Genomic DNA, 20,131 nt, shown 5'->3' with positions numbered 1-20,131 from the left:
CGGGGGGCTTCGTATCAACGCTTGGTGTTGGAACGGATATTCCAGCCGAACTTGATCGGGCCGCCGTCCTTGGTGCCGTCGGCTTTCTGCGGCTGGTAGTCGACCATCACCTGGGCAAAGTTCAGGGTGACGTTTTCGGTCAGGCGATCATCGCTGCCCGAACCGCCGGTGCTCAGGGAGGTGATCAGTACTTCTTCGAGGTTGATGATCATGTACTCGACCTGGCTTTCGCCGCCGGCCTTGCGCACGGTCAGCTTGACCTTGTCGATGTGCTTGCCGCTGGCGCAATGCATCATCAGGTTAGGCGAAGCCTTGTCCACGTACTTGGTCAGCGACAGGTCCTGGATATTCACCTTACCCGCACCGCCGCCACTGCCAACGTGCATGTTGCCGGACTGGGCCATGCCCCAGCTCCAGTTCAGCACGTCGATTTCGTCCTTGTGGGCCTTGTCCATGGACTCGCCCTTGATGTCGCCGATCTTGATGAAAATATCAACAGCCATGTTTTCTCCCTGTGTGGCACGGGCCACTTGATTTGGTGATCGTTCCCACGCTCTGCGTGGTAACGCATCCTGTGACGCTCTGCGTCACCGGGACGCCGAGCATCCCGGGCGGCATTCCCACGCGGAGCGTGGGAACGAGCGAATGACTTACGCGCTTTTTGCCGAAGGCAGTTTCGATACCAGGCGCAGCGACACGGTCAGCCCTTCGAGCTGGTAGTGCGGACGCAGGTAGAACTTGGAGTTGTAGTACCCCGGGTTGCCTTCGACGTCTTCCACGATCACTTCCGCCGCAGCCAATGGGTGCTGGGCCTTGGTGGTTTCGGTGGAGTGCGCCGGATCGCCGTCGACGTAGTTGAGGATCCAGTCCTGCAACCAGCGCTGCATCTCGTCCTTCTCTTTGAAGGAACCGATCTTGTCGCGCACGATGCACTTCAGGTAGTGGGCGAAACGGCAGGTGGCGAACAGGTACGGCAGGCGCGCGGCCAGGTTGGCGTTGGCGGTGGCGTCCGGGTCGTCGTATTCGGCCGGTTTCTGCAACGACTGGGCGCCGATGAACGCGGCGAAGTCGGTGTTTTTCTTGTGCAGCAGTGGCATGAAACCGTTCTTCGCCAGCTCTGCTTCACGGCGGTCGCTGATGGCGATTTCGGTCGGGCACTTCATGTCCACACCACCGTCATCGGTGGGGAAGGTGTGGGCCGGCAGGTTTTCCACTTCGCCGCCAGATTCCACGCCACGGATGCGCGAGCACCAGCCGTAGTGCTTGAACGAACGGTTGATGTTCACCGCCATCGCGTACGCGGCGTTGGCCCAGGTGTACTTCGAGCTGTCGGCGCCGTCGGTGTTTTCTTCGAAGGCGAAGGCTTCCACCGGGTCAGTCTTGGCGCCATACGGCAGGCGTGCCAGGAAACGCGGCATGGTCAGGCCGATGTAGCGCGAGTCTTCCGATTCGCGCAGCGAGCGCCAGCCGGCGTATTCCGGGGTGGTGAAGATCTTGGTCAGGTCACGCGGGTTCGACAGTTCCTGCCACGAGCCCATGCCCATCACGGTCGGCGATGCAGCTGCGATGAACGGTGAGTGCATCGCGGCGCAGACTTTCGACAGCTCGCCCAACAGTTCCACGTCAGGTGGCGACTGGTCGAAGTAGTAATCGCCCACCAGGCAACCGTAAGGTTCGCCGCCGAACTGGCCGTATTCTTCTTCGTACATCTTCTTGAAGATCGGGCTCTGGTCCCACGCGGTGCCCTTGAATTTCTTCAGGGTCTTGTGCAGGTCAGTCTTGGAGATATTGAGCACGCGAATCTTCAGCTGCTCGTCGCTCTCGGTGTTGTTGACCAGGTAGTGCAGGCCACGCCAGGCGCTTTCCAGCTGCTGGAAATCCGGGTGATGAATCACCTGGTTGACCTGGGCGGTGAGCTTGGCGTCGATGGCGGCGATGATCGACTCGATCGACTTGATCGCGTCGTTGGAGACCAGGTCGGTTTGCGCCAGGGCCTGCTCGGCCAGGGTGCGCACGGCCGTCTCGACGGCTTCGCGGGCACGCTCGGTCTTGGGCTTGAATTCTTGCAGCAACAGCGAGGCGAACTCACTGGTCTCTTCGGTGGCGCCCAGGTTCTGTGCGCCTTCGCGGGCGGTATTCTCGCTCATGATTACTGGTCCCCAGCAGGTTTTGGCGCGCTCGCAAGGGCCTGCAGCAGTGCCGGGTCCTTGATCGCCTTCATGATGATTTCTTCAGCGCCAGTCTTGCCGTCCATGTAGGTCAGCAGGTTGGCCAGCTGGGTACGCGCTTCGAGCAGTTTGTTCAGCGAGTCGACCTTGCGCGCCACGGCAGCCGGGCTGAAGTCGTCCATGCTTTCAAAGGTGATGTCCAGGCTCAGGTTGCCTTCGCCGGTCAGCTCGTTGGGTACGTGGAAGGCTACGCGCGGCTGCATGGCCTTGAGGCGTGAGTCGAAGTTGTCGACGTCCACTTCAAGGAACTTGCGATCAGCGACCGGCGCCAGAGGCTCGGCGGGCTTGCCGGCGAGGTCGGCCATCACACCCATCACGAAGGGCAGTTGGACCTTTTTCTCGGCGCCGTAAAGCTCGACGTCGTACTCGATCTGCACTCGAGGCGCGCGGTTGCGCGCGATGAATTTCTGAGAACTTTGCTTCGCCACGTTGCTGCTCCTGGTCGCTTGAGCGACGGTGTTGTTACTGCTCAGTCGGGCGGCTTACTCGCCGTCCGGGCCGCGCAGGTTTTCAAATTGGGACATGCCGTCGGGAATCAGATTGCGCACGATGGTCGCGAAATCGGCGTGCACCAGATTTTTCGCCCGGTTCAACAGCACCGGCAACGGGCTGGAAGGCTCGTGCCGGGTGTAGTACGCAAGGATTCGGTCCAGGTCGCGCAGCACCTCATCGCGGCTGGCGATGTCGCCAGTATTGCGGGGTGCGGCAGGGGCGGCGGCGTGTTCGACCGAGGCGTGGCTGTCGTCACTGACAACTTCGGGTTCACGGCTGTCGCCGCTCTGCGCAGCGAACTGGCTGAAAATCTGCAGGGCCTGCTTGAGCAGGTGTTTCAGCGCGCCGAGGTCTACGCCCTGGGCGGAACCGACTTGCTCGCTGACGTGTTTTTCAATGGTTTCACAGGCCGCACGGGCCTCGACGAGGGCTGCGTGGGTGGCTTGCAGCTGCTCTGGATCACTGTCGAGGAAGGCTCCGGCCAGTTGCTCGGTACCAAGGGTTTCGCCGGGGAAACTTTGCAGGCCGCTGGCGTTCAGGGCGCCACGCAGGCTCACGGGGCCAAACGCCCGCGAGCGCGTGAGGACACTTTCGCGCAGCAGGCGGATGTTCGTGTCGCAGGTCATTCCCGCGAGGGCGTTGATGCGTACGGTGGGGTCGTTGTGGTCATCGGCATCCAGGCGTGGATGCAGATCGGCCCAGTACTGCTGGAGCAGTTCACTGATCAGGGTCAGGACGCTGGCCAGCCCGCCAACACCTTGCAGGGCGAGGGAGCTTTGCAGCAAAAAATGAGTGATGCGCAGGTCTTTGCTGCGCTGCAGCAAGTCCAGGCACTGTTGCTGGATGCTGCGCCAGTCTGGCGGCTCGGCGGGCAAAATGGCGTCGCCCATGCTGCGCTCAGGTTGACCCTGGGCAGCACGTTCCAAGTGCAGGAAATCCGCGTCATATTCCAAGTCTTCGCCACACGGCGAAGTCGCGGAAACAGCGGTGAGCAGCAGCGGCACATCCACCAAATTCGATCTCCATATCGGCCCTTTAGTCTTGGGCAATTCATGCGTTAGTTGCGCGGCTAGTTGCGCAATTTATCGGCATGTTTTCCTGGTCAGGTCAGCGCACTGATTTCAGTGTGCCACTACTCATCTTCAAGAAGTTGTGCATTTTTGGTGTAGTAGTTATGCGTTGTCAAGGTAAGCTATTCGTCCTGTGTGACAGATGTGCGGTGTTTAACAACCTGTGCGACCTATGAGTCAAAATAGGAATTCCCTGACGCTTTTTGTCACATTGACTGGTTAAAATCGGCGATCATGCTGATAAGCCAGCCTTTTTGGCGTGGTTTAAAGGATTTGCCAGGGCGCGCTTGGGAAGGTATTTCCCTTAGGCCGCCCGCGCGTGAGGTACAGCAAGGAGGCAAGATGTCACTGTGTTTGACTATTACTAGTTATCACAAGATCACCCCAGGTCAATGTCCGGAAAAGTCCATGGATAATGGAGTGATGGCAATTGGCCGCTCCAGTGAAAACGACTGGATATTGCCTGATCCAGAACGTTTGGTCTCCGCGCAACATTGCGTTATTCAATACAAAGATGGTCGTTACTATCTAACCGATAACAGTACTAATGGTGTGGAATTGGTTAACGCCGGCATTCGTTTGCGCCGGGGAAACAGTGAGCCATTACAAGACGGTGAATTGATCCGCATCGGCGACTACGAGATCCAGGCACGGATTGATTCCGGGGTGAAGGTGACCGACAGCCAGCCTTTCGGCACTGACGGCTCCAACAGTTTCGAAGCCCTCATGGGGCGCCAGGGTGCCGGTGTGGTCACGCCGCTGCCGACCCCGGTGATCGCCCCACAGTTCCAGGGTGCGTCGTCAATGGACACGCTACCGGACCTGTTTGATTTCCTCACGCCGACGGCCGTACCGCCGCCCACCCAGCCTGACCATGTACCGGCTGAGCAGCATGATTTCCGCCCGCCCGTGGCGGTTACCGTGCCCGCCCCCGAGCAGCCGTTGCACTCAGGGTCGGTGATTCCAGAAGACTGGGATCTGTTTGGCGAAACACCTACGCCGTCGATCAGCCCGCCACCACCTGTCATCGCGCCGCCTGAGCCGCCCCTCGCGCCCCCTGTGCTCGAGCCTGCGCGCCCTGTGGCAGACGCCAACCAGCCCGATTTGCTGCAAGCCTTCCTGCGTGGTGCCGGTCTCGATCAACTGCGCCTGGACAAGGCCCAGGCCGAGGCGCAGATGGAAAGCATCGGCCGCAGCTACCGGCTGATGGTCGAAGGCTTGATCGACGTACTGCGCGCACGCAGCAGCCTCAAGGGCGAGTTCCGCATGCAGCAGACGACGATCCAGCCGGTGGAAAACAATCCGTTGAAATTCGCCCCGAATGCCGACGAAGCGTTACTGCTGCTGCTACGCCACGGCAACCAAGCGTTTATGGCGCCGGACCTGGCCGTGCGCGACAGTTTCGACGACCTGCGCGCGCACCAACTGGCGGTGATGGCCGGTGTCGAAGCGGCCATCAAGCATCTGTTGACGCGCTTCGAGCCGGCCCAATTGGAAGAGCGCATGGGCAAGCCCGGCGGGCTGTCGAGCCTGTTCAACGGTTCGCGCCAGGCCCAGTACTGGCAACAGTTCACTGAGCTCTACAACAGTATTTCCCGTGAGGCCCAGGAGGATTTCCAGGACCTGTTCGGCCGTGAATTCAGCCGGGCCTATGAAGCACACAGCGCACGACAGCGGCGCTGAAACCGGAACAACGGACAGCCACATACGTCATTGAGGACGCAGGATGATTTTCAGGTTTTTACTCGCAGCCGCCAGCGTGTTGCTGCTGACGGCCTGTGCCAAGGATGCCGCGCCGCCCCAGGCGCCAGAGGCACAAATCGACACCACCCGTGTCGAGTTGCACTTCCATGCCATCGCTGGGCTCAACCCCGGCACCACGGGCCAGCCAGCCCCGGTACGGGTGCGGATTTTCGAGCTGAAAAACGCCGCTGCCTTCAGCCGTGCCGACTATTTCGCCCTGGCAGATCGCGCCCAGCCGACCCTCGGTTTGGACCTGCTGGACCAGGATGAAGTGGTGGTCCAGCCCGGCCAGCAATTGAGCATCCAGCGCGACCTCGATCCGGCCACCCGGCAGATCGGCCTGCTGGTGGGCTATCGCGAGCTGGACCGCGCGCAATGGCGCACGGTGCTCAGCGTGCCACCCCGCCAGGCCAGCGAATACCAGATCAGCCTTGATGTGCGCGCCGTACGTGCGCACCTCAGCGTTTCCCCATCCAGCCCTGCCCAATAAGAAGCAATCGGAGCCCCCATGTCCTGGAACAATCGCGTGGTCTGGTCGGAAGGCATGTTCATCGGAACGCAGCACTTCCAGCAGCATGACCGTTACCTGGAAAACCTGATTGATGCCCGCAGCCGCCCGCTGTCGGCCGGCGCCTGGGGGTTTTCCGAACTGCTGATCGACCAGGGCCTGCTGGCCCAGGGCAAGCTGGCCATTGTCTCGGCCCGTGGCCTGTTGCCCGATGGCACGCCGTTCAATATCCCCCAGGATGACCTGGCGCCGAGCCCGCTGAACATCGACGACAACCTGCGTGACGGCCTGGTGTACCTGGCCTTGCCCCTCAAGCGTGCCGGTGCCCGCGATACGGTCGACGAAGGCGAGCCCCTGGGCGCTGCGCGTTACCTGAGCCAGGTGCGCGAGGTGCGGGATGACAACGCACCCTTCGAGAACCGCGCACCGGTGGCCGTCGGCTCCCGTGCCTTGCGCTTGCTGACCGCCGCCGATGGCATCAGCGACTACGCCGCCATCGGCCTGGTGCGCATCAAGGAAAAACGCGCCGACCGCGCCCTGGTGCTGGATGACAGCTACATCCCGCCGGTGCTCGATGTGGCCGCGAGCAAGCCGCTGACGGCGTTTCGCAGCGAACTGCTGGGCCTGTTGCACCAGCGCGGCGAAGCCCTGGCCGGGCGGGTGGTGGCCTCGGGTGCCGGTGGCGCCTCGGAGATTGCCGACTTCATGCTGCTGCAACTGGTCAATCGCGCCCAGCCGCTGATCCAGCACCTGAGCCAGTCGAGCCCGCTGCACCCAGAGCGTTTGTTCAGTGAACTGGTAAGCCTGGCCGGCGAGTTCTCGACCTTCTCCACCTCGGGGCGGCGCCCCGAGGAATACCCGCGCTACCAGCATGACGACCTGGCCCTCAGCTTCGCCCCGGTGATGCAGGCCCTGCGCGAGGCGCTGTCGATGCTGATCGACAGCAAGGCCACGCCTATCCCGATTGTCGAAAAAGCCTATGGCGTGCATGTGGCGATGCTGGCGGACAAAACCCTGATCGACAGCGCCAGCTTCATCCTTGTGGTGCGTGCCGATGTCCCGGGCGAAACCCTGCGTGCGCGCTTCGGCCAGCAGAGCAAGGTCGGCTCGGTGGAGCACATCCGCGACCTGGTCAACCTGCAACTGCCGGGCATCGGCCTGCTGCCGTTGCCGGTGGCGCCACGGCAAATCCCTTACCACGCGGGCTCCACCTACTACGAGCTGGATCGCGGCAGTGAGCATTGGCAGCAACTGATTCACTCCGGCGGCTTCGCCTTCCATATCGCCGGGCAGTTCCCGGGCTTGAACCTGGCCTTCTGGGCGATCCGAGGATAATCCGCGATGCATCCCAATGATGACGACCGCACCCAGTTCATGCCGCGTCCGGGTGGCCGAGCGCCGGAGCCTGCCCGCGCAGAACCAGCGCCTTTGTCGATGCCGGCGGCGCCGATCCTCACCGGCAAAAGCCAGGGCCTCAACCCGCTGGAAAGCGCCGCCGGCCCCTTGCTGGCACTGCTGACGCGCCTGCGCAATACCATCGCCCATCCCGCACCCTCAAGCCTGCGCGCGCAGTTGCTGGCCTACCTGCGCCAGTTCGAAGAACGCGCCGAGGCGGCCGGCGTGGCCCGCAACGAAGTGCTGTTGGCCCGCTACGCGCTGTGCACCGCCCTCGATGAAGCGGTGCTGAGCACGCCTTGGGGCAGCGCCAGTGACTGGGGCAAGCAGAGCCTGCTGATCACCGTGCACAACGAAGCCTGGGGCGGCGAAAAGGTCTTCCAACTGCTGGACCACTGCCTGCAAAGCCCGCGCGAACGCCTGTATCTGCTGGAGCTGTTGTACCTGTGCATGTGCCTGGGTTTCGAAGGCCGCTACCGGGTAATGAACGACGGCCGCAGCCAGCTCGAAGCCCTGCGCGAACGCACGGCGGCGGCGATTCGCAGTGCCCGTGGCGAGCATGAGCGCGAGCTGTCGCCCCATTGGCGCGGCGTGACCGTGGCCCGCGATCGCCTGGCGCAATTCATGCCGCCGTGGATCGCCGTGGCCATCGGCCTGGCTTTGCTGCTGGCCCTACTGTTTGGCTTGCGCCTGAAACTGGCGTCGGATGCCGAGCCGGTGTTCAAGAACATCCATGCATTGGGGGAAATCCCGGTGCAGGCCATCGACCGCCCGGTGGCGCAGCCGAAAATCATCGAGCGCCCACGCCTGGCGGGCTTTCTGGTGGAGGACATCAAGGCGGGCCGGGTCGCGGTGGAAGATGCCGTCGACCGCTCCGTGGTGACGATCCGTGGCGATGAACTGTTCGCCTCGGCCAGCTCCAGCATTGTCGATGACTACCAACCCCTGATGCTGCGCATCGCCGATGCCATCCGCAAGGTCAAGGGCCAGGTGCGGGTGACCGGGCACAGCGACAATCGGCCGATTGCCACCCTGCGCTTCCCGTCCAACTGGGCCTTGTCCGAGGCGCGGGCCAAGTCGGTGCTGGAAATCCTCGCGGCCAAGACCGGCCAGGGCGAGCGCTTCAGCGCCGAGGGTCGCAGCGACACCGAGCCGGTGGCGACCAACGCCACAGCCGAAGGCCGTGCCCGCAATCGTCGGGTTGAAATCACCGTATTGGCGGAGGGCGTCGAGTGAAGGCGTTTTTCAGTTTCATGATTCGCTGGGTGATCCCCGTGCTGGGCCTGATTGCCCTGGGCCTGATCATCTGGTTTGTCGGGCCGTTGCTCGACGTGCTGGTGCCGGAAGGCCGGCGCTGGGCCTTGATCATCCTGGTCTTCGCGGTGTGGATTGCCTACCGCGTGTTTCGCATCATCCAGGCGCGCCGTCAGGCCGCCGAAGTGATGCGCAGCCTGGCCGCCGAAACCCCGGCCGACCCCAACAGTGTCGCCACTGCCGAAGAGTTGGCCACCCTGCGCCAACGCATGGACGAAGCCCTCGCGCTGTTGAAAAAGGCCAAGTTGGGCGGTGACGAACGGCGCAACCTCTATGAGTTGCCGTGGTACGTGATCATCGGCCCGCCGGGCTCAGGCAAGACCACCGCGCTGGTCAACTCCGGGTTGCACTTCCCCCTGGCTGCCCAGTTGGGTGCCGGTGCGGTGCGCGGCGTGGGCGGTACACGTAACTGCGATTGGTGGTTTACCGATCAAGCGGTGCTGCTGGACACCGCCGGGCGCTACACCACCCAGGACAGCAACTCCACGGTGGATAAAGCCGCCTGGCTGGGCTTCCTCGACCTGCTGAAAAAGCAGCGCGCCCGCCGCCCGATTGATGGCGCTTTTATCGCCATCAGCCTGTCGGACCTGCTGCTGGGCACTGACGCCGAGCGTGCCGCCCACGCTGCCGCAATCCGCCTGCGCATCCAGGAGTTGTACACCCAGTTGGGCGTGCGTTTCCCGATTTACCTGATGCTCACCAAGCTCGATCTGGTGCCGGGTTTCATGGAGTTTTTCGACAACCTGAGCAAGGAAGATCGCGCCCAGGTGTGGGGCATGACCTTTGCCCTGGACGACGGCAAGCACAGCGACAGCCCCCTGGCCCATCTGCAAAGCGAATTCGCCGGCCTGGAGCAGCGCCTCAACGAGCGCCTGGTGGAACGCCTGCAACAGGAGCGCGACCCGGCGCGGCGCGACCTGATCTATGGCTTCCCGCAGCAATTCGGTGCGCTGAAGGATTGCCTGCAAAGCTTCCTCGAGGGCGTGTTCAAGCCCAATGCCTTTGAAGAGCGCGTGCTGCTGCGCGGCGTCTATTTCACCAGCGGCACCCAGGAAGGCAGCCCGATTGACCGACTGATCGGCGCCATGGCCCAGAGCATGAACCTCGACCGTCAGCACCTGGCGCGCCAGAGCGGTACTGGGCGCAGCTACTTCATCGAGAAACTGTTCAGCGCCGTGGCCTTTGCCGAGCGTGGCCTGGTGGGGGTCAACCCGAAGGTCGAGCGCCGCCGCAAATGGGTCGCCCGTGGCGTGCTCGCCGCGACGGTTGCGCTGGTGCTGGTGGTCAGCAGCCTGTGGTGGCTGAGTTATCGCGCCAACCAGGCGTATATCGCCCAGGTTGACCACAAGGTCGCGCCACTGGGCCAGGCCGTGCAGAGCCTGAGCCCGGCACAGCGTGATGTGCTGGCGGTGTTGCCGCTGCTCAACGCGGTTAAGAACCTGGCGGGCGATTCGCCAAGCTGGTCCGAGGGCCTGGGCCTGTATCAGGGCGACATGCTCGAAGCCGAATCTGCCAGTGTCTACCGCAAGCTGCTGATCGCGGTGTTCGCCCCGCGCCTGGTGACGCGCATCGAAGAGCAACTGCACGGTGGTGGCAGTTCCGATTTCCTCTACGAAGGCTTGAAGGCCTACCTGATGCTGGCGGACAGCGAGCATTACGACCCGGACTTTATCAAGGCCTGGATCGCCCTGGACTGGGACCGCAACCTGCCGCGCGACCTGCCCGCCGATCAGCGCCAGGCCCTCAGCGCTCACCTGCAGGCGCTGTTCGACCGCCATCCGCCGAATGCGCGCCTCGACCCACGGCTGATCGACGACTTGCGCCGACAACTGCAACAACTGCCGGTGGCCCAGCGTGTGTACGACCGCGTCAAGCGCCAGAAACTGCCCGACGGCGTGACCGACTTCCGCATCAACGAAGCCGCTGGGCGGGATGCTGCGCTGGTGTTCAGCCGCAAAAGTGGCAAGCCGCTGGGCGAGCCGTTGAGTGGCTTGTTTACCGCCAAGGGCTATCGCCAGGGCTTTTTGCTGACCAGCCTGAATCAGGCCGGGACCCTGGCCGAAGAGCAATGGATGTTGGGCCAGGCGCCGGCAGATCAACAGAATGTGGCGAGCCTTGCCGCCGACGTGCGACGCCTGTACTTCCAGGATTATCAGCGCCAATGGGACGCCTTGCTGGCGGATATCGACTTTGTGCCCATCACCAGCGTGGCCCAGGCGGCGGACGTGTTGCGGGTGATCTCCGGCCCGACCTCGCCGCTGAAAAAGCTGCTGGTGGCGGTGGCCAAGGAAACCGACCTGCAAGCTGAAGAGCGCCAATTGGCGGCCAAGGGCGTGCCGGTGGAAGGTGGCGTCGACAAGCTCAAGGAGCGCCTCGGCAGCCTGCTCGGCGAGGCCCAACCGACGGCCAGTGCACCGGCCCTCACGGAAGACCCGGTGACCGCGCACTTTGCCGAACTCAACAGCATCGTCGCCAAGAACGAAGGCGAGCCGGCGGCCATCGACGGCCTGCTGGCGGATATGAATGCGCTGTATGTGCAGGTCAGCGCCATGGTCGGCGCCAGTGGCGATGCCTTGCTCGGCGAAGCCAAGAACCAGGCCGCAGCGGCCGCCACCCGGGTCAGCCTGAATGCCGAACGCCAGCCGCCGCTGGTACAGGGCATGGTCAAGTCGGTGGTCAACTCCACCACCAACAGCATGATGGGCGGGGTGCGCAATCAACTGAACGCGGCCTGGGTCAGTGAAGTGGTGAATGTGTATCGCCAGTCCCTGGCCGGGCGCTACCCGATGTCCCCCGGCAGTGCTCGGGACGCCACCCTGGACGACTTCGGCCAGTTCTTCGGGGTGGGCGGGGTGATGGACAACTACTTCCGCAAATACCTGCAACCCTACGTCGATACCTCCGCGCAGACCTGGCGCTGGCAGCCGGGGGCGGCGCAGAAGCTCGGCATCGCGCCGGGCGTGCTGCAAACCTTCCAGCGCGCGGCGACTATTCGGGATGCGTTCTTTCGCGCGGGGGGCACGCAGCCCATCGTGCGTTTCGAGCTCAAGCCGGTGGCGATGGACGCGACCATCACCCAGTTCCTGCTTGACCTGGACGGCCAGCAACTGAGCTACGACCACGGCCCGAGCCGGCCGGTGGCGATGCAATGGCCGAATCCCGGCAGCAGTGGAGGGGTGCGTATCTCGATCATGCCGCCATCGGCCAGCGGTCGCTCCGGCGTCACCCTGGATGGCCCATGGGCGTGGTTCCGCCTGTTAGAGCAATCGGAGCTTTCTGCCGGCAATTCGCCGGACCGCTTCAACCTGCGTCTGCGGGTCGACGGCGCGAGCATCGCCTATGAATTGCGTGCCAACAGCGCTTTCAACCCGTTCAAGAGCCGTGTGCTCAGTGGCTTCAGCCTGCCGGAGCGGTTATGACCACCCTGGGGTTCTACGGCAAGTTGGCCAGTCGCGGGGACTTTGTCAGCCGTGCCTTGCCCCAGAGCTTTATCGGCCCCTGGGACAGTTGGCTGGCTGCCGGTTTGCTCGCCAGCCAGCACAGCCTGGGCGACAACTGGCTCAACGCGTACCTGGTCAGCCCGCTGTGGCGTTTCGTGCTGGCGCCGGGGGTGTGCGGGCCGGATGCGGCGGCGGGTGTCGTGATGCCGAGCATTGATCGGGTCGGGCGGTATTTCCCGCTGGCGGTGGTCGCCTTGTTGGATCACGACACCAATCCGGCGTCCCTGGTGGGTGGCCCGGATGCCTGGTTCGAACAGATCGAGGAGCTGCTGCTCAGCACCTTGCAGCCCGGCGCCACGTTCGAAGGGTTTAACCACGGCGTTGACCGCCTGGGCTTGCCGGCCAGTGAACCGCGTGCCCTGGACAGTCGCTTCGCCAGCCTGCAACGGGTCGCCGCCACCGTGCCCCATGGGCGCATGACCGCCCTTGCCGAACAGGCCTGCGAAGGCGCCAGCCTGTGGTGGGGGCGTGGTTCGCAACGTATTTCCCCCGGTTTATTACGGTGCCAGGGTTTGCCTGCTGCCGGCGATTTTGCGCAATTTCTGCTCGGACAAGAAGGTGTGGTGTAGATGGGGTCGACGTACAAATCCGCGAGCAAAAGCCATGTGGGCATGGTGCGCCAGGTCAATGAAGACGCGTGCCTGGACCTCCCGGAAAACCGCCTGTGGGTGGTGGCCGACGGCATGGGCGGGCACGCGGCCGGCGACTATGTCAGCAGCCTGATCGTCGACAGCCTGCGCGGCCTGCCCGTGGGGCGGTCCCTGGACGAATATACGGCGGCGCTGCGCACCGAGCTGACCCGGGTCAACGCGGCCGTACGTGAAGAAACCGCCAACCGTGGCGTGACCATGATGGGCAGCACCGTGGTGGTGTTGGCCGCACGCGGCCTGCGCGGTGTGTGCCTGTGGGCCGGCGACAGCCGCTTGTATCGCCTGCGCGATGGCGAGTTGGAACGCATCTCCCGCGACCACAGCTACGTGCAGGACCTGCAGGACAGCGGCCTGCTCAGCGAAGCCGATGCGCGGGTGCATCCGCGGGCCAATATCGTCACCCGCGCCATTGGTGTGGAGGCGCAATTGGAGCTGTCGGTGGTCGACCTGTTGATCGCCCCCGGTGACAGCTACCTGCTGTGCAGCGATGGCCTGAACAAGACCGTCGAAGACCACGAAATCCGTGACGTGCTGAGCCATGCCGAGCCTGACGAAATCGCCCGCAGCCTGGTGCACCTGGGCCTCAATCGCGGTGCGCCCGACAACATCACCACCCTCGTCGTGAAGGTGTCGCCATGACCCTGATCATCCCCGGCTACGACATCGACGGCGAAATCGGCGAAGGCGCCATGGCCAGCGTGTACCTGGCGACCCAGCGGTCGCTGGAGCGCAAGGTGGCGTTGAAAGTCATGGCCGCCGCGCTGGCTGCCGACCCGAGTTTCTGCGAGCGTTTCCTGCGCGAGGGCAAGACCCTGGCGCGGCTGTCGCACCCGCACACCGTGACCATTCACGACATCGGCAATGTCGGCGAGCTGTATTACATGGCCATGGAATACCTGCCCAATGGCACGCTCAAGGAGCGCATCGCCGCCGGCCTGACGCCGGAGCAGGGGCTGGTGTATATCCGCCAGATCGCCTCGGCCCTGGGTTACGCCCACGCCCAGGGTTTGGTGCACCGCGACGTCAAGCCGGCGAACATCCTGTTTCGTGCCGATGGCACGGCGGTGCTGTCGGACTTCGGGATCGCCAAGTCCCTGGATGACCGCACCCAGTTCACCCAGGCCGGGTTTGCCGTGGGCACCCCCAGCTACATGAGCCCGGAGCAGGCGCGGGGCCAGGAAATCGACGGCCGCGCCGACCTGTATGCCCTCGGGGTGGTGCTCTACGAAATCCTCGTCGGCAAGCTGCCTTACAACGGCACCGATGCACTCTCCACCGCCCTGGCGCACCTGACCGAGCCCTTGCCGGAACTGCCGCTGCACCATGGCCGTTATCAAGAAGTGCTGAAAAAACTCCTGGCCAAGGATCCGGCGCAGCGTTTCCCGGATGCCGCCGCGCTGCTGCTGGCTCTGGATCGGTTGCCCCTGGAGGCGCCGAAAGAAGCCTTGGAGGCGACCTTGATTCGCCCCGCCGTGATGTCGGCCGGTCAGGATCTGGCCGGGTTGACCCCGGTGTCCATCGAAATTCCCAATGCCGCGCCGCAACCGCAACCGGTGCGCCAGCCGGTGGTGAGCCCCACGCAGCATCGCGCGGAGTCCGCGCAGCGGCGTGGCCCGGTCCTGGCATTGGCCGCCGTGGCCGTGGCGGTCGCGCTGGCCATCGGTGGAGCCAGTTACTGGTGGCTGAGTGACGACGCCCCTGCGCCGCCGCCTGCTGCGGTCGTGCCCGCTACGGCGGCTGCGGTTAAACCGCTGGCCGCTGATAGCGACGGCGGCCAGCGCCCCTTGCTGATGGCCGGCAAGAAAACCCTGTTCCAGCGCGTCCTGAGCAAGCCCGGCGCCAAGCTCTCCAGCGAGGCGGGCGGCGCACCGGGTAAGGCCTTGCCCGCGTTCTCGGTGCTTTATGTGTACCAGCGCAAAGATGTCGACGGCAGCCCATGGCTGCGCATTGGCGCCGCCACCGATGGGCGCAGTGACGGTTGGTTGCCGGCCGCGCAAGTCAGCGACTGGAAGCAGAGCCTGGTGCTCAAGTTCACTGAGCGTTCGGGGCGGGCACCGGTGATGTTCCTGCGCCAGCCTGGCGAGGTGGAAAAACTCCTGGCTGACCCGGCCGCCGCGAAAAACCTGCTGCTCAAGGCGCAGAAAAACCCTGAGGACAATCAACAGGTCCTGGCCCTGGAGCCCACAGCCAGTGCCGTGCCGCAGAACCAGTTCTACCTGTTGCCGATCTTCGATGCCAAAGAGAGCTTCGACGAGAATGGCCAGCCGGTGCAGTTGCTCAATGTGGCGTCCATCGACCCCGGCACTGCCGCCGCCAAGCCGGCCACCCCGCTGATCAATGCGAATGCCGATGCGTTCCGCACCGCCGTGGTGCTGGTGGTGGATACCACGGTGTCGATGCAGCCGTATATCGACCAGGTGCGCGACGTGGTCCATGAACTGCAAACCCGCATTGCCGAGCGCGGCGAGTTGGACAGCGTCAGCTTTGGCATGGTTGGCTTTCGCAGCAGCGTGAAGAAAACCCCGGGCCTGGAGTACGTGGCCAAGACCCTGATCACCCTCGACCAGGGCCGCGACCCCCAGCGTTTTCTGGATATGGCGCGGCAGGTCAAAGCCTCCACCGTCTCCAGCCACTCGTTCAATGAAGATGCGTTTGCCGGGGTGATGCAGGCGGTGGAAGGCATGGATTGGTCCGGCTATGGCGGGCGCCTGATCCTGCTGGTGACCGATGCCGGGGCCCTGCGCAAGAACGACCCGTTTGCCGCGACCCAGATGAACGAAGCCGAAGTGCGCCAGGCGGCGCTGGGCAAGCAGATCAAGATCTATGCCCTGCACCTGCGCACCGACGCCGGCAAGAAAACCCATGGCGGCGCCGAATCCCAGTACCGCATCCTGACCGCCGACGCCAACCCACGGATCGGCGATCTGTACACGGCAGTGCCGGGCGGTGATGTGCGCAAGCTGGGCGAGCGGGTCGATGAGATCGGCACGGTGTTCGCCAACCTGGTGCATCAGGTACGCAGCAATACCCCGCAGCCGGTGCCGTTGCTCAGCAGTGCGCCGAGCCTGGCGGATAAATCCGCCGCCGTCGGCTATGCCATGCACATGGACTTCCTCGGCCACAAAGGCGCGAGCCAGGCGCCGCAACTGGTCAACGCCTGGACCGCCGACCGCGACCTGACCAACCCGGCCCTGCCGGCGTTCCAGGTCTGCGTGATGCTGACCAAACTGCAGCTCAACGATTTGCAGCAATCGCTGAAATTGATCGTCGATGCGGCACGCAAGACCCAGACTTCGCCCAGGGATTTCTTCCAGGAAATCGCCAGCGCCTCGGCCTACATGAGCCGCGACCCGCAGGCCCTGCGCAAGGGTGGCAACCTCGCCGACGGCGGCATTCTGGGTGAATACCTGGAAGGTCTGCCGTACCGCAGCAAGTCGCTGAACATGACCCAGGACCTGTGGCTGTCATTGAGCGTGGCCGAACAGGAAGACTTTATCGACGAGCTGGATTCGAAGATCCGCCTCTATGAAACCTTCCATAACGACGTGGCCAATTGGGTCCGTTTCGGTGATGCCGAACCGGGCGATGCGTTGTACCGCGTGCCACTGTCGACGCTGCCTTGATGCTGAACCTGAGCGCGGTGCACAAGAACCGGGGCCTCGGTAGCCAGCGCTATAGCCTGGTGATTCCGGCACTGCACCTGGGTGCAGGTGAACAGCTGGCGATTGTCGGGCCGAGCGGTTGCGGCAAAAGCACCTTGCTCGATCTGCTGGCGTTGGTCCTGGCACCTGATCAGGTGGGCCGTTTTGAATTCAACCAGTTGGATATCGGCGGGCTGTGGCGGGCCAATCAGCAATCCACGTTGGCCGGGTTGCGCAGCCGGCATCTCGGTTATGTGCTGCAAACCGGTGGCCTGCTGGGCTTTCTCGATGTGCGCAGCAATATTGCCCTGTCCCGGCAGCTGTTGGGCCTGAAGGACGATGGCAGCGTGGCGCGGCTGGCTGCGCAGTTGCAAATCAGCGACCAGTTGGCCAAGAAGCCTGGCGCGTTGTCGGTGGGTCAGCGCCAGCGCGTCAGTTGCGCCCGCGCCCTGGCCCATGCCCCGCAATTGGTGCTGGCCGATGAGCCGACCGCGTCCCTGGATCCGCTCAATGCCGAGCGCGTGATGCAGGCGCTGCTGACCCAGGCCCGTGAGCACCGCGCCGCCTGCGTGATCGCCACCCATGACGAGCCCCTGGCCCGCGCCAGTGGCTTGCAGGTGCGGCGCATCAGTTGCCAGCGCGACAGCGACGGTGGCGTCACGGCGACTCTCGGGGAGGCGTGTTGATGCGTATCCCTCTGTTGGCTTCCCTCGCTTGGCAGGATTACCGCAACGATGGCTGGCTGTCGGCCTGTTCGGTGCTGGCGCTGGTGGCGGTGATCGCGCCGTTGCTGGTGTTGTTCGGCCTGAAATTCGGGCTGGTCAGCAGCTTGACCGAGCGCTTGGAGAATGACCCGGCGACCCGCGAAATCATCCCGTTGGGCGGGGGGCGGTTCAGTCGCGCCTTTGTCGAGCAACTTGGTCAGCGCAGCGATGTGGCGTTTGCCATCCCGCGTACGCGGCAGATTGCGGCCACGGCCCAGGTGGGCACGTTGACCCTGGAGATGCTGCCCACCGCGCCGGGTGATCCATTGCTGGGCGGTTTGCCTATCCCGGCGGGCCTGGAGCAGATCGTGCTGAGCCACACCGCCGCCGAGAAGCTGGCGGCGCGGCCGGGAGATTGGCTGCAAACCCGCTTTGCGCGGCAAGTGGCCGGGCGCGTCGAGGCCCGGGATGCACGGTTGCAGGTGGTGGCAGTGCTGCCCCTGGAGGCGTTTGCGCGGGACGGTTTGTTTGCCGACTTGAGCCTGCTGGAAGCGGCGGAAGACTACCGCGATGGCCGTGCGGTGTCGGCGCTGGGCTGGGAGGGTGACGCGGTGGGCGTGAGCGAGCAGCGGGTGTATCCGGCGTTTCGTTTATATGCACGCAGCCTTACCGATGTTGAGCCGCTACGGCTGTATTTCGCCGCGCAGAACCTGTTGGTCTCGACCCAGGCGCTGAGCATCGCCCAGGTGCAGTCGCTGAGTCGCAACTTGGCGATTGTGTTCTGGATCATCGCCGGCCTGGCCTTGGCGGGGGCATTTGCGGCGATTTTCGCCGGGGCGTTGGCCGCTGTCGTGCGCAAGCGCCGGGAGTTATCGGTGTTGCGCCTGTTGGGGGTTTCCACGGGCGCGCTGTTGTTGTTCGTGACGCTGCAGGCGCTCTACAGCGCGGGGTTGGCCGCTGTGCTCAGCGCCGGGCTGTATGGCCTGGCCGAGGCGGGTTTGAATCAATTATTCGTGCAGGTGCCGGGCGAATACGCCAGCCACCTGTTGGCGCGGCATTACGCCCTGGCCCTGGTCGCGGTGCTCGGCGTCAGCGCCGTGGCGGCCGTGTGTGGGGGGTGGCGGGTGGCGCGTATCCAGGCTTCTGAGGGCATCAGAGATGTATAAGTTATTGGGCGCCGCCATGGCGCTGAGCCTGGCCACTGTGGCCTGGGCCGACGAGGCAAGCGATAAGCTCGACAACCCCAAGCCGTTGGCCGATGACGTCAGCCTGCCGCTGCCGTGTGAGGGCAACATGGTGTTCCGCTACGCCTATGTCCTGGCCCAGGGCACCCTGGACGACCGAGAGGTCAGCCTCGGCTACCCGTTCAGCGAAGGCGAGGCGGGCTACAAGCAGTCGTTTATCTCGGGTTATCGCCGCGACTTTATCAACGGTCAATTCACCCTCAAGGATTTGCCCAAGGGCTGGAACAAGGTCATCGCGCCACTGATGCCCAAGACCGATGCCAAGACCCCGCTCAAGCCGATGCTCTACTTTATCGGCAAGTACGAAGTCACCGCGCGCCAGTACGCCCAGGTCATGTCCCAGGCGCAGTCCCTGGCCAGTGGTGAGCCGGCGCCAGCGTGCGAGGTGCCTGAGGGCATGGCCGGGCGCTTGCCCAAGGTCAAGCTGTCGCGCTTTGAAGCCGAGCGTTTCTCGGCGGTCTACAGCGCCTGGTTGATGAAATATCACCGCGACTTGCTGCCGGTCAGTGGCCGCGGTGCTTCGGCGCAAGATGGCGGCCTGGGGTTTGTGCGGCTGCCCACCGAGGTGGAATGGGAGTTCGCCGCGCGCGGCGGCCAGGCAGTGAGCCGCCAGGATCTGGAAGGCCGCTTGTTCCCCCGGCGTATCGAGGGCAGCGACAGCGACGGCCCGCTGGGCGATTGGGCGGTGTTCAACCAGGTCGCCGGCGGCACCGGCCAGGCGGCGCGGCTGATGCCTATCGGTACCAAGTTACCGAACCCCATCGGCATGTTCGATGTGATCGGCAACGCCGCGGAGATGGTCCAGGAGTCGTTCCAGCTGGTTCACGCCGGGCGCCGCCAGGGCACCTACGGCGGCTTTATCGTCAAGGGCGGCAACTACCTTGAAGGCGAGGGCACGCTGTTCAGCGGCATGCGCCGCGAATACCCGCTGTTCGGCGCCGATGGCACGGAGCAAAGCAACGAGACCACGGGCTTCAGGGTGGCGATTGGCGCGCTGTCGGCACCGCGCTCACGCTACAACGAACTGTTCGCGCAGTGGCAGAAAGAGGGGCGCCTGGCCGCGCTGACCGACGCTATCGACGACGCCCAGGACCCGACCAAGCGCCTGGACAGCATCATCGCCGCCAGCGTCGACCCACGGCTGCAGGCCGAGCTGGGGCTGGTCAACGAAGAGCTCAAGCGCAACGTGTCGCTGATCGCCCAGCAGCGCGAGGAGGCGGCTGGCAACCTGATCCAGTCTGCCGCCCTGGTGGCCGAGACCATCAATAACTACAACATCCGCCTGATCAATCTGCAGAAGAGTCGCCAGCAGTCCCTGGACGCCAAGGACGAGGCCAGCGCGCAGTTGTTCGCCACGGCCATCGCCAATGGCCGCAGCGCGCTCGACGGCGCAGTGGCGATCTATATCGACAACCTGGCCACCGGCACGCGCTACACCGATGCGGTGATCCAGGCGCAGTTTCAACGGATCCAGCAAGAGTTGGAGCGCAAGCCGGTACTGGGCAAAAGCCTGGTGACACGCGCGACGTTATTCGTTCGCCATGTCGGCAACTATCGCAAACAACAGCGAGCCGACCCGGCAACGATTTTGAAGGAATTGCTCGCAGCGAGCGGTCAGCGGTCTTGACCGTTGGTTGTATAG

The 20,131-nt window shown here is 64.1% G+C and carries 15 protein-coding genes; 11 read left to right on the top strand and 4 right to left on the bottom strand.

Going from position 1 to position 20,131, the window contains the following annotated elements:
* Positions 1-14: 14 nt before the first annotated feature.
* From K1X80_RS00295 to tssA, 4 genes are all read right to left on the bottom strand, one after another.
* Positions 15-503: a type VI secretion system tube protein Hcp gene (locus K1X80_RS00295; protein WP_029289879.1), complete on the bottom strand. Its 489-nt coding sequence runs from the start codon at positions 501-503 to the stop codon at positions 15-17.
* A gap of 147 nt (positions 504-650) precedes the next feature.
* Positions 651-2,147, bottom strand: a complete 1,497-nt coding sequence (gene tssC / locus K1X80_RS00290) for a type VI secretion system contractile sheath large subunit (RefSeq protein WP_057440528.1) — start codon at positions 2,145-2,147, stop codon at positions 651-653.
* Positions 2,148-2,149: 2 nt separating this feature from the next.
* Entirely contained in the window at positions 2,150-2,656 is a 507-nt protein-coding gene (gene tssB, locus K1X80_RS00285; protein WP_010168268.1) for a type VI secretion system contractile sheath small subunit, read from the bottom strand.
* Between the two features lie 54 nt (positions 2,657-2,710).
* Positions 2,711-3,730: a type VI secretion system protein TssA gene (tssA, locus tag K1X80_RS00280; RefSeq protein ID WP_057961042.1), complete on the bottom strand. Its 1,020-nt coding sequence runs from the start codon at positions 3,728-3,730 to the stop codon at positions 2,711-2,713.
* 402 nt (positions 3,731-4,132) lie between these two features.
* Here tssA and tagH point away from each other — a divergent pair, with 402 nt between their 5' ends.
* From tagH to K1X80_RS00225, 11 genes are read left to right on the top strand one after another with little or no spacing between them, the layout of a single operon-like run.
* Complete coding sequence (gene tagH / locus K1X80_RS00275) at positions 4,133-5,473, top strand: type VI secretion system-associated FHA domain protein TagH (RefSeq protein WP_128593296.1); 1,341 nt, start codon at positions 4,133-4,135, stop codon at positions 5,471-5,473.
* A 43-nt stretch (positions 5,474-5,516) separates the two neighbouring features.
* Positions 5,517-6,023 carry a type VI secretion system lipoprotein TssJ gene (gene tssJ / locus K1X80_RS00270; protein WP_057961020.1) on the top strand — a complete coding sequence of 169 codons (507 nt, stop codon included), beginning with the start codon at positions 5,517-5,519 and terminating at the stop codon, positions 6,021-6,023.
* Positions 6,024-6,041: 18 nt separating this feature from the next.
* A complete protein-coding gene (gene tssK / locus K1X80_RS00265) occupies positions 6,042-7,376 on the top strand; it encodes a type VI secretion system baseplate subunit TssK (RefSeq protein WP_057961019.1) in 1,335 nt (444 codons plus the stop codon).
* Between the two features lie 6 nt (positions 7,377-7,382).
* Positions 7,383-8,672, top strand: coding sequence for a DotU family type VI secretion system protein (locus K1X80_RS00260; RefSeq protein WP_032856783.1), 1,290 nt, complete (start codon positions 7,383-7,385; stop codon positions 8,670-8,672).
* On the top strand, positions 8,669-12,169 hold the full coding sequence (gene tssM, locus K1X80_RS00255; RefSeq protein ID WP_220172605.1) for a type VI secretion system membrane subunit TssM: 3,501 nt from the start codon (positions 8,669-8,671) through the stop codon (positions 12,167-12,169). The genes K1X80_RS00260 and tssM overlap by 4 nt, the downstream gene beginning before the upstream one ends.
* Complete coding sequence (gene tagF, locus K1X80_RS00250; protein ID WP_057961017.1) at positions 12,166-12,819, top strand: type VI secretion system-associated protein TagF; 654 nt, start codon at positions 12,166-12,168, stop codon at positions 12,817-12,819. The genes tssM and tagF overlap by 4 nt, the downstream gene beginning before the upstream one ends.
* Entirely contained in the window at positions 12,820-13,539 is a 720-nt protein-coding gene (locus K1X80_RS00245; protein WP_057440523.1) for a PP2C family serine/threonine-protein phosphatase, read from the top strand.
* Positions 13,536-16,523, top strand: a complete 2,988-nt coding sequence (locus tag K1X80_RS00240; RefSeq protein WP_220172604.1) for a serine/threonine-protein kinase — start codon at positions 13,536-13,538, stop codon at positions 16,521-16,523. Before K1X80_RS00245 ends, K1X80_RS00240 begins: the two co-directional genes overlap by 4 nt.
* Positions 16,523-17,227 (top strand): ABC transporter ATP-binding protein, encoded by a 705-nt coding sequence (locus K1X80_RS00235; RefSeq protein WP_057961015.1) that lies wholly within the window; start codon positions 16,523-16,525, stop codon positions 17,225-17,227. Before K1X80_RS00240 ends, K1X80_RS00235 begins: the two co-directional genes overlap by 1 nt.
* Positions 17,227-18,411: an ABC transporter permease gene (locus tag K1X80_RS00230; protein ID WP_220172603.1), complete on the top strand. Its 1,185-nt coding sequence runs from the start codon at positions 17,227-17,229 to the stop codon at positions 18,409-18,411. Before K1X80_RS00235 ends, K1X80_RS00230 begins: the two co-directional genes overlap by 1 nt.
* Positions 18,404-20,116 (top strand): SUMF1/EgtB/PvdO family nonheme iron enzyme, encoded by a 1,713-nt coding sequence (locus tag K1X80_RS00225; RefSeq protein WP_128593298.1) that lies wholly within the window; start codon positions 18,404-18,406, stop codon positions 20,114-20,116. The genes K1X80_RS00230 and K1X80_RS00225 overlap by 8 nt, the downstream gene beginning before the upstream one ends.
* Positions 20,117-20,131 lie beyond the last annotated feature (15 nt).

The sequence above is a fragment of the Pseudomonas sp. So3.2b genome, assembly GCF_019464415.1.
Lineage (GTDB): Bacteria > Pseudomonadota > Gammaproteobacteria > Pseudomonadales > Pseudomonadaceae > Aquipseudomonas > Aquipseudomonas shahriarae.
This window is presented reverse-complemented; position numbering and strand designations above follow the sequence as displayed.